Consider the following 15,799-nt stretch of genomic DNA (forward strand, 5'->3'; position numbering starts at 1 on the left):
TTAAACCGGTGAGCCTTTCTGCTTTCGGGAAAAGGCTTTGTTTGAGCGCGCCAATTTTTGCCTGTGCAGGAAAACAAAAATCAAACCGAATTTTTAAAAGCATTGTTTTAAGTGCAGCAAAAGTCTGCTTGTCAGCAAAAAGCGTAACCGGAAAAATCAGAGATGTGACACGAAAAAGCAAGGCTTTAGCACTTCATGGTGGATGCCTTTTCAAAGCCGTTTTTCCTCCGGAATTATCGGGTTTTTTTGTGCGTCAATTGTGCCACCAACCAACCTTTTTCAAGGCAGAGAAAAGAGTTTTATAAAATGGATTCATCCACACTACGTCGCCTTGCCGGTTTGAACCTTTCTACCGAACAAATGTCGGCAATTCTGGAACTTCTTGCCGATATTGACGAGCGGGAAGACTTACGCCGTGCCCGTACACGCGAGCGTGTGCGCCGTTTCAGGCTGACACGCAAAAACAATGTAACGTTACAAGAGGAAAATTGTAACAGCGAGGAAACATTACCCCTTTCCCCTAAAAGAAAGGTTCCCCCACACCCCCTTAAAGAAAATAACCCCTTTCCCGCTTTCTCTGAAACGTCTTCTGATGCGCTTGTCGAAGAGCCAACAGACAAAAAAGGCGGGCACGGTTTCTCCCCTTGCGGGATTAAAAATTTAACGGAAATCCCTACGGAATGCGAGCCGGAGAAAGCTTGTTCTTTTGCGGAGAGTTTGCCCAAGGACAAGGCTTGCACCCTGTCAGAAAATTCAGCTTTGCCGCAAGCGGAAAGTGCACCACTTTCAGCGATCACGGGAACGGTGTCTGCGGCTGAAAAGGAGGAAGTTTCAAGCGCAATGTCAGCTTCCGGAGAAAGTGCGGGCGGACCGCTTTTGCCTTCACCTTCAGGGATTTTTGGAAGCCGGAATTTTGGAAAAAACGAAGTTCCAGAGCTTGCAAAGAACCGCACTGACAAACGGGGTTTTGAAGCCGAATTTCATGAAATTTTCTGGCCGGCTTTCCCGAACAAATGCGGCAAGCCGAAGGCGCTAACGGCGTTTTTGAAAGCGCGCAAAAAAGACAGTCTTGCCGCCATTATGGCGGGGCTTCAACGCTATATTGCCGACAAACCACCCGACCGCCCCTGGCTTAACCCGACAACGTTTCTCAATCAGGAACGCTGGAATGACCAACCTGCCCCCGTTCTGGAGCGAAAAAATGCAAAATTTAAATATGATAAAAGATCAACTGCCAGAAAAGTTACCGATGCGATGGCCCGCCTCGCACCTCGATTTGACGCTTACCAAACTCGTTTCCCTCACGACAGGTGAAGGTTTTCCACCCCGTTTCAAGTTAGGAAAGAAACCGACAAACGCCCAAATTGCAACAATTAGGCACACGCTTGAGGAAGCAAAAAACACACTTTTAAAAAAGGCACGAAGTGACGAAATCATGGACCAGTTTTTGCTGCTTTCGGGCGGTATGCGCCTTCCCCGCGATATAGACGGGGAAAGTGCGGCCAAATCCTATATGATTGCGCTTTCCGGATTTTCCAGCTTTGCCATTATGCAATCGGTGCTTTTGATTATTCGCGGCAAGGCGGAAGGCTTCAACAAAACCTTCATGCCGACAGCGCCGGAACTTGCCGCTTTTTGCGAACATATCGAAAAAACAGAATGGTTGAAAATCGACCATGTGGAACGGCTTTTAAGAGCCGGTGAAGAAGAACCAAACGACGTTTTAATTCCGGAGGCGCGGGAAGAAAAGCCCGCTTGTGACCACCAAACCACGGACGCAAGCGGAAAACAAACAACAGAACATAAAAACAGGGCGACACGCTTCCCGCCCGCAATAGAAATGCGCGCTCGATGAAGCTGAATGAAACGGAATGGGACGAGATGGGACGAGATAGGACGAGATGGGACGATGTGAGACGATATGGGACGATATGGAACATCTGTGAAAAGCCCAATGTTTTTTCAAAAGCGCGAGAACCACAAGATTTCAAACAACAACACTTCAAACAACAACGCGATAAAAAGCGATCATGAAAGGCTTAAACCATGCAGGAAGTTGAAATTATCAGATTGAAAGCCCGTTCAAAGGCAGGAAAACTGAGAACCAAGCGCGGGCGCGGACGGCCGCGTATCGAAGGCATTGCGCGCGAACCGAATGGCAGGCGCAGCCGAGCAAAAAAACCGCGTGAGGCGATTGACCGTCTGACCATTTTGATGCGTGCCAAGCACACAGGCCTTTCCGAAAAACAGGCAAAAGACCCGCGCGCTTCCACCTATATCGGCAGGCTTTTTTTGGCGGGCCCCGAATGCGGCGGCATTAGCGAAGACCAGTATAATGCCGCGCTAAAATTTATCGAGGTTGATAATAACTATAAAAAAGCATTGCTTTCGCCTGCCGCCTATTATGACGATTTTAACAGCACGCCCAATCCCGAACTTTATGAAGTGTTTTGCAAGCGTGCAAAAAAGCAATATCTTGCCGCAAGAGAAGCCATTCAGGAAGCGCAATTCGACAACAGAATTGATAACCTTTATGCCGCCTTGCAATATATCGTGCTGGAAGATCTCGAATTGCCGCACCTTGTCGGCGCAACAAGGCTTGTGCTCAATGCGCTGAACCGGCATTTTTTCCTTGCCAATAAAGGTCATTAAATTTTTAATGACCTTGATGGCGCAACAAGTATTCTATTTTGCAAAGAAATTTTCTTAGGCAGCGGAAAATTCATATTGCGACCGGAATTTTATGATTTTGTTGCAATTTGTTATGCGGACGGAAAGACTATTTTTGTAAAAAGCCTATTTTTAGCTAGAACTACAGGCTGAAAGAGCAAACTTGGCTTGCAATTTATGAGAGGGGTTACCCCCCGTAAATTTATAAAAGAGGTCACCCCCGTAAAGCGGAAGTCCACCCCGCCTTTTTATCTCGACTTGCAACGCTATTTCTAAAAGGCAGGCACTCCCCTGCCTTTTCTTTTACACCTCGCACAATTTATCACCGTGCAATGACGGGAAAGCGAAAACGCGCAAGATAATCGCCCGACTTGGGTTGATAGAGATAGAAGAGATTTAAAATTTAAAGGATAATCATTTATTTTTACGCGCACGTGACTGTTTACGCTCATTTTTTATCGTCAGGTGGGGAATAATGCATGTAAGGAAAATCTTTAAATTTTTGGTAAAATTGTTGTTCTGAAGTGATTTCCGTCAACAAATCACCATAGCGTTTCTCATCAAAATATGCAGGTTTATGACCAGCATAATAAAAGCAATTAGTGAACTTATTCTCTAGCACCTGTTGCCCGTTCGGAACTGAATCTTTTATAATGTCATTCATTAGGCTGTCACTAAAATCACATTGATAAAATTTATTGACATATCCTTTGCGGCGGAATTTTTTTTCATCCGGAAAAACAACTCTGTCTAAATTAACGCCAGTTAATATATCTCTGATTTGAACGTCATCCCATGAATTAATTTTTTTAATCTTGAAATAATGGAATCTACAATTATAAGCAGAGATCTTATCTATTTCTAACGGCAAGTTATTAGGGTTGCCAAAAATGTCACAGTCAACAAATCCCAAGCAACGTGGCCTTTTAGATTGTATCACATCAAAAACAAAATCTTTATTAAGGCTAAATCTAATGAATGTAGTGTGAAGATTTTGAATTGAAAAATAATTCTCCACACTTTTGTCAAAGAGCTTCCCTGGGTCGACCGAACTTGATATTTGTATAAATTCATTGATTTGAAATTTATCAGGATTATTTCCGACCAAATCATCGACGTAACGGATTGCTCGCATTCGTGTCTTATTCGCCATTGAAATGTTATAATTCGACAAAATAAAATCTGCTATCAAATCGAATGCTTCTTTACCGAAAGGTCCTTCGCGATCACCGGCAACCGTATTTAATAAAGAAAGACCACCATATTTTTGCGAAACGTTTTTGCTGCTTAATAGTTTTGATGCTTCTGCGATAAGCTGGGCAGTATCACGCCGCTTTGCCATGGCGATTTCATTGTCGTGGCGTTTGCCATCCTGCTTCTTTTCTTCAAGCTCGATTGATTTGTTCTTTGTCGCTTTGGCAGCCCAGAAAAAGGTAACAAGACCGGCAGTGGCCAGCGCTACATTTTTTATGTCAATGCCACCGAAAAAGGTTGAATTGTCGCCACCCGGATTAAAATAGAGAAAAGCAATTGTCCCGAACAAAGTGCCGAGAATTAAAGTAACGTTTAAAACATCAATAGCAAAACGGTTGCTTGCAAAATCAACACTTTGGCGAATATTGGCATTTTTCGACGGGAAAAAAGCAGCATTAATCCAGCTATTCAGAGCCACGAATAAAAGCGTTGCAACAATCGCGACCAAGGAAATAACTTTCAATCTATATTGAAAGTCCTGAAAGGGATAAAAAACCGATAGACAAAGGAAAACAATACATAAAATAGTCGAGCCGAGAAGCGCAGGCCAGCTTGTTTCTTTTGTGATGATTGCGGGAAGCAAGATGAATATGTCTGCCAAAACAACGAATAAGAAAATGGCCACACCAAGAATGTTGTTACTTGTTTCAAGAAAAAAATAATTCGGAAGAGATAATGCTATCGCCGCAATTAAAAAGCCGACACCAAGCCGGAACATGCGCTTTTTAAAAGCAATGAATTTTTTATCTGCTTTACTTGCTTGTTCAAGATTATCGTTCTGTTTATCGGTATTGCTATTTGAAGGCATTTTCCGCTTTTTCCCACTCTCTCACCCTAGCGATTTATGCCAAAAATTCAGACAAAAGCAATGTTAGGATGTGGTTTTCCCCTTTTTGCAACCACTATTTGTGTGATGGTTTTTTCTTATCGATAGTTTCAAGGTTCATCAAGAATGACGAAGGGAATAACTAACGGCTATTTATGGCATTATCTCGTGGCATGAGCTTTTTATGGTCAAAGCCGGAATTGTCGTTTCCGTTTAGAATGTCGTTTAAGCGCAAAAAAAAGCGGTATATTTTGTGAAGTGATAAAAGGCTGAGCTATTTTTTTTGACACACAGAATCGGTTAATCTTTGGACATTTCTGAAACAATACATTTTCACAATTCAAAAGAACGTATGACCTTTTAATTATGAGCAATTCTACTGACGATCTTCCGTTTTCCCAGCGCTACGGCCATGTGCCGGTTATTCAACAGCTTGCTTTGGGAGAAATAATAACGGCTTTTAAAGAAGAGTTAAAATCACTTCTCGACGAAGTTATTCCCGAAGATGATAATAAATGTATTCCTATCTCCACAATATACATTTTTTGCGATATTTTCATAAATATTTGCGGAGGAACCTATCAGCAATTTTCTGAACATAAAGAGGTTAATACAAAATATGATTTTGAATACATGGAAATTAGTGACGTAACTTCAATACCAAAAAGCTTTATTATGAATTTTTTATGTCGATTTATAGATAATTGTGAATTTTTTAAGCTATTCGATTTATTAGAAAAAATTATTTACAATCAAAAACAATTAAACTTATACGCACATAATTATAATGGTAATAATCGAATATTTGGAGATGTTTTAAACGAACTTTTTAAAAAGCATCACTTAGCCTACACAATTTACAACGGGAAAATTGAACCTATCAGTAATGAATTTGAGGGCAAGACCTATGTTGCTGCACTCGATGAGACCAAGGACACTGGCCAGCTTGGTGCCCACAGTCATTTGATTAAAGCCGGAGAACAGATAAATCACCAGAAGTGGGCTGATAGCGTTCGGGAAAGTATCAGCGCGGTGGAAGCGATTTGCCGCCAAATTGTCGGAGAAAATGCAACTCTCGGCTCAGCGTTGAATGAGATTGAAAAGAACTATCCTCTGCATCCGGCATTTAAGAAAGCGTTGAGCGCACTTTATGGCTTTACCTCTGATGAAAACGGAATTCGACATTCACTTTTGGACAAGTCGAGTGCAGCCGTTGACGAGGCCGACGCACTTTTCATGTTGGGGGCTTGCGCATCCTTTGTTTCTTATTTGCTTTCCCGAACAAGGTCGAAAGACGATAAATAATTTTTTTTAAATTGGTTGAGATAAACCTTCGGGCGCTCATAAATGCAAAACACTTGGCCAAAACATAGATGTGCCCAGACGTAAGATGGCAACTCTATGTCGCCATACCGAAAAAATTCCGGCAATGTTACTTCATTTTCAAGAGGGATAGAAAATGCGGGAAAGGTGTTTTGCTTTTCAGTTGAGGGGAGAAATTCCAAGAAAAATTCGGAACGATAGTTAATTAAAAAGCTGGCGTAGCGTGGTTACGTCAGCTTTTAAACTATAAACTAACCGATTAGGGAATTTGACAAATAGACCTGAGAAATGGCAGACGAATATTCAGGCTTCAGATTTCCTCAACCGGTGCGTGAGATGAGGATTTCACCAGTTCAATTGCATGAAGAGCATCAGCCTTGTTTTTATAGCCTTCGCCGCTAGTTGCGATCTTTTCGTGGTTCGCTGCTTTCAAATGCCAACGCCATTCGCCGTTTTTATCTTTATAAATTTCAAATTTCATGATTTTTTCCTGTTTTAAGTGGATTAGTGATAATTCAGAAACATTACGCCAAACACTTTAAGGAAAGTGGGTTTTTTATTTCATCATTTCAAGATAATTAGTAGATATAATCATGTTTATTTATTAATTTTATTTTGACGAGTAAAACTCTTTTACACTAAAAGAGAACTTCCCCCTCTTTATTAAAAATTCTCTTTTTAAGTTTAAAGGCATCTGCATTTTTCAAAATGGAAATGATCTATTCGGCAATTGAAAAACATGTGTCGATTGGTTTTGAACGGAAGCGAACGATGAAAATTCACGCGTCTTCCGACCGCCTGATTTTTAGAAAATAAATTTTTAAAATTTACGATAATTTTTTTCTTGCAAAAATGTGTCACTAAATATTAACTGACAAATACGGCACAACAAGAATTGTAGCTATGGTTTGGTTGACGTTTATAAATATAAAAACATTTTATGATTTTTATGATATTTAAATATTATATTGTTTGTTGAATTTAAATTTCATTTAAAACACTATTATTTGAAATTACCGATTTTTATTCATGAATATTTCCATTTGCTATTCATAGCGGTTTCTGAATGCTTTTAAAAAACCGGATGAAATAGTTTGAGCCGCAAAAATGTGTGGCAGATGTTTTCAAGCTCGTAGCGCTTTTAACGATAAAAACTTTAGCGGTTGAAAAGGAAAAGGGACGTGGTCGGAACCAAAAAAATAGCACTCCCTGAAGCAGGAAAATCGACAAAGAAACCCGCCATTAAAAAGATGCGCCAACAGAAAAGAGCCGCGCCTTTAACGGAAGAAAATGAAGAGGAAACTTTGCAGGATGAGGATGGTTGCAAGGAAAAGGCAGCACGTTCAAAAGTGAGATTTGAAAAGGAAATTGAGCGGCAAGTGCTGGGCAATGAGGGGATGGCGCGCACTCAAGCGCAGCAGTTGAAAGGGAAAGGCTGGAAAATGTGCTTGTATCCAAGGAAAAGGCAGCACTTTCAAAAGTGAGGCGTGAAAAGGAAATTGAGCGGCAAGTGCTCGGCAATGAGGGGATGGCGCGCACTCAAGCATAGAGTTCAAAAAAGAAACGCTGGAAAATGTGTCTGGAAGCAAGGAAAAAGAGATAACTCTAACCACGCGAATTCGAAAGCAGATGCTGCAAAAAATGCTTGGCAACGAGACAATGGCTGCGCCTTTAACAGAAGAGGCTAAAAAGAAAACTGTGCAGGATGAGTGCAAGGGAAAATTGTCGCTAGAGAGTAATGCAGTTTTGAAAACAATGCCGACTGTAGCAAAAGCGACAAAGAAGGCCGCGCAAAAAAAGCGGGAAGCTGTGCGAGAAAAGAAAGCTTCCGGAATTTTGAAAGAGGCTATTTTAAAAGCTGCAATAAAAGCCGGTAACCAATTGGGAGAAGACGGGCTTGTTTCCTATCTTGAAGCGCAGGCTTTAAAAAATGCTTCTTCCTTTTTGACACTACTCGGCAAAGTATTGCCTGCCGAACTTAATTCAGACGGACAAGAATTAAAAACCGTGACAAAAATCGAACTGGTTGCTTTATCTCCGTCACCGAAAGATTTGACAGTTGCAAAATCACCAACCGGAAAAAAGCGCATGACTTGTAAAAAGCGCATGAGCCGAAATCAGAAACCTGAAATAAATCAGGAACTTTCGGAAATCCTTAAAAAAGACGATTGAAGAACCTCCGATGAAAAGGTTTTCAAAGAAGTGAACCGGTTTTGCAATTGTTCAACGAATTTGCTTGCCATGCGAAATGAAGAGAGAGTTTCACTGTTTTTCGTGTCTTAAAAGTTTTTCAAAAAACGTCGTGCCGTTTTGAAATGGTGGCTTCTTGAAATGACGGGCTTTTTAAAAAGCTTGACGTGCTGTTTCTCTTATATTGGCATTATCGTGATGGGATCTTTTATTTCCGGAAGGTGTGGTTCTTTGCGGGGGGCGATGCTTGTTTAAAACAAGTGTTTTTCCTTTCATAACCGTCAAGGTGGTGAAGACGGTTTTTAGAATAGTTTTTTAAGCCTTTTTTCGGCTAACGGATTTGGTTTGGAACGTAGCAAACGTCTTGTCCGGCCTTTTTGTTTCGGTGGTTTTGTGGTGGTTCATGACAACAGAAAAAATAGAATTGCCGGAAAAGCTCATTACGCTTTTCGACGGGCCTGCCGATATCAGGGCAGCTTATGGCGGGCGCGGTTCGGGGAAAACCCGCTCCTTTGCCACAATGAGCGCAGTGGTGGGCTATTGTTTGGGAAAAAGAGGGATTCGCGGCATTATTCTTTGTGCCCGCCAGTTCCAGAATTCTTTGGCTGACAGCTCTTTGGAAGAAATCAAAAGAGCCATTGCCGATTATCCGTTTTTACAAAATTACTATACCATTGGTGAAACCTATATACGCTCGAAAGACGGGCGCATTACTTATGCCTTTTCCGGTCTTGACCGGAATATTGCGAGTATCAAATCGAAGGGGCGGTTGCTTCTCTGTTGGGTGGATGAAGCCGAACCGGTGACTTCTCACGCATGGAACACATTGATACCGACTTTGCGTGAGGAAGGTGACGGTTGGAACACCGAACTCTGGGTAACATGGAACCCGCTCAGAAAAGAGGCAGCTGTTGAAAAGCGTTTTCGCAACAGTAAAAATGCGCGTATCAAATCTGTTCAACTGAATTGGCGTGATAATCCGAGATTTCCCGATCTATTAAACCGCGCCCGCCTTGATGATTTGAAGAACCGGCCGGAAAGTTATGACCATATATGGGAGGGGGGATTTCTTTCCCAGATGGAGGGAGCCTATTTTGCAACCGGTCTTGCAATTGCCAAAGACGAAAGGCGCATTTCCAATGTTCCGGCCGACCCGTTAATGACGTTTCAAGCTTTTTTCGACATTGGGGGAACAGGTGCCAAAGCCGATGCAACCGCTATCTGGATTGCGCAATTTATCGGAAAAGAAATCCGCGTTCTTGATTATTATGAAGCGCAAGGGCAGCCTTTGAGCGCCCATATCAACTGGTTGCGCGAAAAAGGTTACGGGCGGGCAAAAATTACATTGCCGCATGATGGCGCAACCAAAGATCGCGTGCGGGATGTGAGTTTTGAAAGCGCGCTTCAAGAAGCCGGTTTCGAGGTGGACATTATTCCCAATCAGGGAAAAGGGGCAGCACGCGCCCGCATAGAAGCGGCAAGACGGCTTTTTTCCTCTATCTGGTTTAATGAAAAAACCACCGAAGCAGGACGCAATGCTTTGGGCTGGTATCACGAAAAACGTGACAACAAACGCGATATAGGACTTGGGCCGGAACATGACTGGGCAAGCCACGGGGCTGATGCTTTCGGCCTGATGTGTATTGCCTATGAAGCACCAAAAATTTCTAAAAACAGGCAGCGCAATTTCCCGCGGCATGATTTCAATACGTCATGGATGGCAGGATAACAAAAAGCAAAATTGTCGACTGTTGAACCAATATTCAAGTGAAAGAACCGCGCGTGTCCAAATTATAGCGGATAGCAATTGCATTTTGCTTTTCTTTCAAAGCTTGAAAGCGAAGTTTCAAAAACAAAAGAAGCTGCCAAGGGTGCGGCACAATATGCGAAACCGGAGACTTTCTTGGACAAGAGCTTCCAAAACGGGCAAAAGAGCAAGGAAAACGAGGGCCGAAGCTCAAACAAGCTTTATGCGCGGCAGGCGTGAATTTGGCGGCGTTCGTAATGTTTGCGATATATGCATTGTTTAAGGCACGGGAAATGTTCGGAATATTTTCGATGTTTACGGGACGCGTAATATTGGCAGCGTTCGCGGCATGAGTGATATTCGCTGTGATTGCCGGTGTGGCACGAGGTGCCCTATTCGGAACAATAGAACCGGATGCGCAACATGTCGGCTTTTGGTTTTCCGGCGATGGCTTTTGTTTCATGTGAGCTGACCTTTTTGTTTCTTTATGATGATTGCCTTGTGCTTTCCCGCCTGCCCGCTTGCGCGGTTTTCTTATGTTTTTTTTTCGGGCTTTTTGGCTTTTTCAGAATTGAACTTTCAAGTTGTGCGGGCGGCGCGCGACCAATTTTAACCAATAATTTTACGGGCTGATGATGATGCAAGAAAACGAGAGTTTAGACCATGGAGCTTCGGAGCGCTTTGACAGTGCAAAAAGAGATATTCTTTTCCAGTCATTGTTAAAGCTTTTCCGGCAGGATATGGCGCATGTTGCCGAATGGCGCAAAAATGCCCGCGAAGATTATGCCTTTTATAATGGTGAACAGTGGGAAGCCCAAGACAAGGCGGCGCTTTTCGAGCAAAAACGCCCTGTCATGACGTTCAACCGCATTGCGCCGCTCGTCAATGCTGTTATCGGCTCGGAGCGCAACAATAAACGCGAAGTGCAATTTATTCCGCGTGAAATCGGAGATGCGAGAGCCAATGAAATATTGACCGGTGCGGCGGAATGGTTTCGCGATCAGGCGGAAGCGGAATATGAGGATTCGGAAGCTTTTACCGATACCGTCATTTGCGGTATGGGGTGGACAGATACACGCCTTGACTTTGACGATGATGAAGCGGGTAAACCGGTTGTTTGCCGCCTTGACCCGTTGAAAATGGTGTGGGATGCCTCGGCGGTGAAAGCCAATCTGGTAGATGCGGAGCGCCTCTGGTATATCGACGAAAAGCCGCTTGCCGAAGCGCGCCGCATGTTTCCCGATATTGACCCGTCATTGCTTGATGCACGTTGGGCGAAAAATGGTGTTTTTGACAGTAGTGCACCTCTTTCCCATGTGAATTCCGACACATTCTATGGTAACGACCAAACGGGTGCTTCGGATGCGGATGAAAACGACTTGGGGCTTTCTTCCGCTTCCAGCTCTCTGGTGACACTTGTCGAATGCCGCTGGTTCGAGCGTGAGGCTTTTTACAAGGTTTTTGACCCGCTGACAGGTGAAACACAGGATTATTCGCTTCGCGACTATGAAGAGAAAAAGAAAATTTCGCCTGAAATACAATCGGTAAGGCTTACAAGAAAGATTGTGAAAAGGGCTTTTCTGGGCGAGGTTCTGCTTGCCGAACCCGATCAGCCGATGGTGCCGAACGGGCAACTTGGTTGGGAATGCATTACCGGCTATTTCGACAAGATGAAAAAGCATTATTATGGCATTGTGCGCCCCACAAAAGACCCGCAGCGCTGGGCGAACAAATTTTTCAGCCAGGTGATGTATCTTTTAAACAGCCAATCGAAGGGCGGCATTCTTGCCGAACGCGGTGCTTTTGATGATGACAGGCAGGCTGAAGAAAGCTGGGCGCGCGCCGATGCCATTACCTGGACAAAACAGAATGCGCTTGGCGGACAAAATGCCCGCATTCAACCCAAACCCGTGGCACAATTTCCTGTTGGTTTTTTCCAGCTTTTCAACGAAGCCAAAGAAGCAATTTCGGATGTGACGGGCTTATCTTCCGAATTTATCGGCACGAGAGAAGTAAACCAGCCCGGTGTTTTGGAAAGCCAGCGCCGGCAATCTTCTTTGAATTTGCTTGCCTCGCTTTTTGATGCGCTGCGCCGTTATCGGAAAAGACAGGGGCAAATTATGCTTTATCTCATACAGAACTATCTTTCCGATGGAAGGCTTATCCGCATTGTGGGGGATGACAACAAGAAATATGTGCCTTTGACACATGAAGCGGTCGCCAATCGCCAATATGACATTATTGTTGATGATGCGCCGACAAGCCCCAATGAAAAAGAACGGACATTTGCGATTATTCAACAGATGCTGCCGATGTTGAAAGATTATCTCACACCGGAAATCGGACTGGAAATTCTGCGCTATTCGCCACTTCCTGCCTCGCTTGTTGAAAAATGGACAGCCAAGGCACAAGAAGCGGCGCAACAAAAAGCAGAACAGGAAATGGCCAGAGAACAGATGGCCAGAGAACAGATGACGAGCCAAGAAGCGGCAATGGAAAAAAATGCATTGCCGGAACAGTCTACAGGGCAACAGGCCGAGCAATTGAAGTTGCAAGCTCTGGCAAACGAGCTTGATATGAAAGCAAAGGCCCGTGAACTCGACCTTAATGCCAAAGCGGCCGATCTTTTTTTAAAAAATCAGAAAGCACGGCTTGAGACCGAAACAGCCAAAAACCGCGCCCTCATTGAACAATTGAAAATTGAACAATCGCAAACGGGGAACGCCAATTCCTGAAACAAGCGCCCCGAAAGCTTGGATAAAATGGGTTTTAAATTTGGCAAAGCGGCATTTCAGATTGTCGCTGATTTTCAACTCCCGCAATTGCAACTTTTGTCTTTCCTGCCGGATGAACCGGCTTCGCCTCAAGCATCGGCGTTTTGATGCTCTGCTGCCCGCTTTTTTAAAGGGCATGTTTAAAGGATAAATTTATGGATATTGCACCCGAATTTTCACCGGAAGAACAGGATGTTCTTGGCCAGCAAAATACCGACCATGACAGATTAGATGATGAAACAGCCTTACCGGAAAATTTTTCCGACATGGATGCGATGACCGGACCTTCCGGAATTCAGGAAGGGGAACATGAAAAACCGGTAGCGGAAGAGGAAGACGAAAGAACAGCAAAAGCGCGAAATCATATGGTTCCGCATGGTGCACTTCACGCTGAAAGGGAAGAACGCAAAAAAGCGCAAGCCGAGGCAGCGGAAGCAAAAGCCAAACTTGCCCGCATTGAAGAACGTTTCAAAATTGCACGCGAATTCACAGAAAATAATGCCGGAAACGAAAGCTTTTCACTGTTAAAACAGCAGCAGCAGATGGAAGCGCCTGATCCGGAAAAAGATTTTGTCGGCTATGTCAAATGGATTGGCGCCAGATTGCAAAACGAGGAAACCGAAAGACAAAAAAGAGAAGCCGAAGAGCGGCAATCTATCAAAGCCGCAAGAGAACAGGAAGCGGTGAAGGATTATTTTGCCACGTCTGTAACGGCACTTAAAGCCGAACTGCCGGATTTCGACGAAGCGGCCGATTTTCTTTATGAAGCACGGGTGAACCAGTTGAAGGCGCTCGCCGATGCTTACCCTGCTTTTAAAAATGCCGATGCGATCAACGCGCAGATTGGAAACGAGCTTGCAGCCATTGTCAAAGGTGCTTTGGAAAGCGGCACCAATCCTGCGCAAACAATTTATAATTATGCAAAAAATATCGGCTTCAAGGCGAAATCTATAGCGGGGGGTGACATTGCCGCAATGCGCGCCAAAAAAAACGCTGCGCGGACACTCACCGCATCGAACGGGCGCGCTATTGCCGACCCTATTAGCCTTGAAGCCATAGATGCCATGAGCGATCGGCAATTTGCCGAGTGGATTTCCAATCCGAGAAATGAAAGAGCCTTCAACATTCTGATGAAAGGGGAATAAGGCTTTTTGCACAAGCCTGTTTTTTAAAGCTGATTTGAGAGACTTCTGTTTCAGAAGCTTGAACTTTAAAAACCACCGCTTGCAAAAGATGGGGCTTCTAAAACTTTGAAGTAGGTTCGTGTAGGTTCGTTTTAAAACTTTCACCTTTTTCTTTTGCGGATTTTCGTTTGAAATGGACGTTATCATTTTCACCCACCGGAGGTTTTCCGGTTTCGTTGGTTCGCTCGCGTTAAAGCGACAAAAAGCTTGAAAATCAATTGAATTTTAGGAGGCCATAATGGCTATTACATCCATCGGGGTGAACGACCCTCTGGCTGTTCGTGCCTGGTCGAAGAAACTTGCCGTCGAAGTATCGAAAGCTACCGAGATTGCGCCTTTGATCGGAACCGACACCAACAGCATTATCCAGCTTAAAGACGAAACCCAGAAAGGCGCGGGTGATACTGTCCGTTTCGGCTTGCGCACCCAGCTGATCGGCGAAGGCGTTTCGGAAGGGGTTAAACTGGAGGGCAATGAAGAAGCCCTTTCAACCTTGAATGATGCTGTTATCATCAATGAACTTGCCCATGCTGTGAGGGTAAAAAACGAGGGCACAATCGACCAGCAGCGCGTGCTTTTCGATTTGCGCAGCGAAGCCAAGGACGGTTTGACCGACTGGTATGCCGACCGTTTGTCGCTTATGTTTTTTACCCATGTTTGCGGCTATACCGCTAAACAAATGAACTTTGAAGGGCGCACCATTTCATTGTCGCCGGTGCATTACGGTTTCAATGAGCCGACAGCCCCGACCGACAAGCGCGTTATTCGCCCGAATGGCAAAACCACTGACGAAAGCCTTGACGAAAAAGATGTGTTCAATCTTTCTCTGGTTGATAAAGCGGTGGAGCGGGCAAAACTTGCCAATCCGCGTTTGCGCCCTGTGCGTGTCGAGGGCGATAGTGTTTATGTGCTTTACCTTCACCCGACACAGGTGACGGCGCTGCGCACCAACACGGCAACCGGCCAATGGCTTGATATACAAAAAGCGGCCTATCAGGGCTCGCGCGCCAAAAACCCGATTTTTGACGGCTCGCTCGGCATGTATAACGGGGTGGTTCTGCGTGAAGCCGAACATATTACCGAAGGTGTCAATTCTGCCGACCCGACCACGCCTGTTTCAAACACCCGCCGTGCGGTGCTTTTGGGTGCACAGGCTTCCATTGTGGCTTTCGGCAAGGACCGCGGACCAACGCGCTACAAACTGGTTGAAGAATTCTTTGACTATGAACGCGAACTCGGTGTTGCGGCAAAAACCCTGATCGGTATGAAGAAAACAAACTTCAAACTGAAAGACAGCACTGTCGGCGAACAGGATTTCGCAACCATCGTTATTTCAACTTATGCCGAGCCGCTTTAAAACGGCATTTGAAACAGAAGGAAAAGGGGCAAATGCTCCTTTTCTTCTTCAATGCGCTGTTAAAGCCGCGTTTTTCCCCTTTCCGTGTTTTTTTGAAAAAACGGTGATTTTGTCAGAGATGAAAAAATGACCCATGCTTATTCTATAGACACGCCTTCAAGCGATGATACCGACTGGATACTTCTCGATTTTGAGAAGCCTGCGTCAGAAAAACCGAATGTGCGAGATAAAAAGACCACACCCCTTTCCCGAAAACCGGTGAAAAAGACATGTTTAAAAAAGCCGCAAGTCAAGACCGGAAAGACATCTCGAAACACTGCGGAAAAAGCCGGAAATTTGAAGGCCGAGCCTTCCATACCGGCGCAAGCAACAACAACGCAATCAACAGCCGCCGAGTTGAAGACCGCAAGCGGCAAAAAGCGACTGAGAACACGCAACCCGAACTCGAAGCAAAACCGGACAACAAAGGTTTAA

The 15,799-nt window shown here is 44.4% G+C and carries 14 protein-coding genes; 11 read left to right on the forward strand and 3 right to left on the reverse strand.

The features are described from left to right. Positions 1–306: 306 nt before the first annotated feature. The 3 genes from H3S83_RS09800 (at position 307) to H3S83_RS09810 (ending at position 2,652) form a co-directional block, all read left to right on the forward strand. Positions 307–1,314 (forward strand): hypothetical protein, encoded by a 1,008-nt coding sequence (locus H3S83_RS09800; protein WP_198239568.1) that lies wholly within the window; start codon positions 307–309, stop codon positions 1,312–1,314. Then, positions 1,277–1,855, forward strand: a complete 579-nt coding sequence (locus H3S83_RS09805) for a hypothetical protein (RefSeq protein WP_210327925.1) — start codon at positions 1,277–1,279, stop codon at positions 1,853–1,855. Before H3S83_RS09800 ends, H3S83_RS09805 begins: the two co-directional genes overlap by 38 nt. Before the next feature lie 191 nt (positions 1,856–2,046). Beyond that, positions 2,047–2,652 (forward strand): hypothetical protein, encoded by a 606-nt coding sequence (locus H3S83_RS09810; RefSeq protein WP_246741746.1) that lies wholly within the window; start codon positions 2,047–2,049, stop codon positions 2,650–2,652. Between the two features lie 466 nt (positions 2,653–3,118). Here H3S83_RS09810 and H3S83_RS09815 read toward each other — a convergent pair whose 3' ends face one another. Further along, a complete protein-coding gene (locus tag H3S83_RS09815; protein ID WP_198239570.1) occupies positions 3,119–4,732 on the reverse strand; it encodes a hypothetical protein in 1,614 nt (537 codons plus the stop codon). A 384-nt stretch (positions 4,733–5,116) separates the two neighbouring features. Between H3S83_RS09815 and H3S83_RS09820 the strand changes: the two genes are divergently transcribed. Beyond that, the gene (locus H3S83_RS09820) at positions 5,117–6,055 is read left to right on the forward strand and encodes an AbiJ-NTD4 domain-containing protein (protein ID WP_198239571.1); all 939 of its coding nucleotides are present in this window, start codon (positions 5,117–5,119) and stop codon (positions 6,053–6,055) included. A gap of 328 nt (positions 6,056–6,383) precedes the next feature. Here H3S83_RS09820 and H3S83_RS09825 read toward each other — a convergent pair whose 3' ends face one another. Then, positions 6,384–6,554, reverse strand: coding sequence for a DUF1508 domain-containing protein (locus H3S83_RS09825; RefSeq protein WP_077972433.1), 171 nt, complete (start codon positions 6,552–6,554; stop codon positions 6,384–6,386). 700 nt (positions 6,555–7,254) lie between these two features. On the opposite strand from H3S83_RS09825, the gene H3S83_RS09830 reads away from it, so the two are divergent. From H3S83_RS09830 to H3S83_RS09840, 3 genes are all read left to right on the forward strand, one after another. After that, entirely contained in the window at positions 7,255–7,557 is a 303-nt protein-coding gene (locus tag H3S83_RS09830; RefSeq protein ID WP_198239572.1) for a hypothetical protein, read from the forward strand. A 175-nt stretch (positions 7,558–7,732) separates the two neighbouring features. Further along, positions 7,733–8,245 carry a hypothetical protein gene (locus H3S83_RS09835; protein ID WP_198239573.1) on the forward strand — a complete coding sequence of 171 codons (513 nt, stop codon included), beginning with the start codon at positions 7,733–7,735 and terminating at the stop codon, positions 8,243–8,245. Positions 8,246–8,666: 421 nt separating this feature from the next. Beyond that, on the forward strand, positions 8,667–9,992 hold the full coding sequence (locus H3S83_RS09840; protein WP_198239574.1) for a phage terminase large subunit: 1,326 nt from the start codon (positions 8,667–8,669) through the stop codon (positions 9,990–9,992). Positions 9,993–10,026: 34 nt separating this feature from the next. Here the strand turns inward: H3S83_RS09840 and H3S83_RS09845 are convergent, their stop codons facing one another. Then, a complete protein-coding gene (locus H3S83_RS09845; protein WP_198239575.1) occupies positions 10,027–10,473 on the reverse strand; it encodes a hypothetical protein in 447 nt (148 codons plus the stop codon). A gap of 172 nt (positions 10,474–10,645) precedes the next feature. Between H3S83_RS09845 and H3S83_RS09850 the strand changes: the two genes are divergently transcribed. The 4 genes from H3S83_RS09850 to H3S83_RS09865 all read left to right on the forward strand — a co-directional run bounded on the left by H3S83_RS09850 (position 10,646) and on the right by H3S83_RS09865 (position 15,799). Further along, entirely contained in the window at positions 10,646–12,745 is a 2,100-nt protein-coding gene (locus H3S83_RS09850; protein ID WP_198239716.1) for a portal protein, read from the forward strand. A 194-nt stretch (positions 12,746–12,939) separates the two neighbouring features. Next, positions 12,940–13,929, forward strand: a complete 990-nt coding sequence (locus tag H3S83_RS09855) for a hypothetical protein (protein WP_198238128.1) — start codon at positions 12,940–12,942, stop codon at positions 13,927–13,929. A 277-nt stretch (positions 13,930–14,206) separates the two neighbouring features. Continuing rightward, positions 14,207–15,325, forward strand: coding sequence for a N4-gp56 family major capsid protein (locus H3S83_RS09860; RefSeq protein WP_198238127.1), 1,119 nt, complete (start codon positions 14,207–14,209; stop codon positions 15,323–15,325). A gap of 126 nt (positions 15,326–15,451) precedes the next feature. After that, positions 15,452–15,799 carry a hypothetical protein gene (locus tag H3S83_RS09865; protein WP_198238126.1) on the forward strand — a complete coding sequence of 116 codons (348 nt, stop codon included), beginning with the start codon at positions 15,452–15,454 and terminating at the stop codon, positions 15,797–15,799.

The sequence above is a fragment of the Bartonella sp. W8122 genome (genome assembly GCF_016102485.1).
Lineage (GTDB): Bacteria > Pseudomonadota > Alphaproteobacteria > Rhizobiales > Rhizobiaceae > Bartonella > Bartonella apihabitans.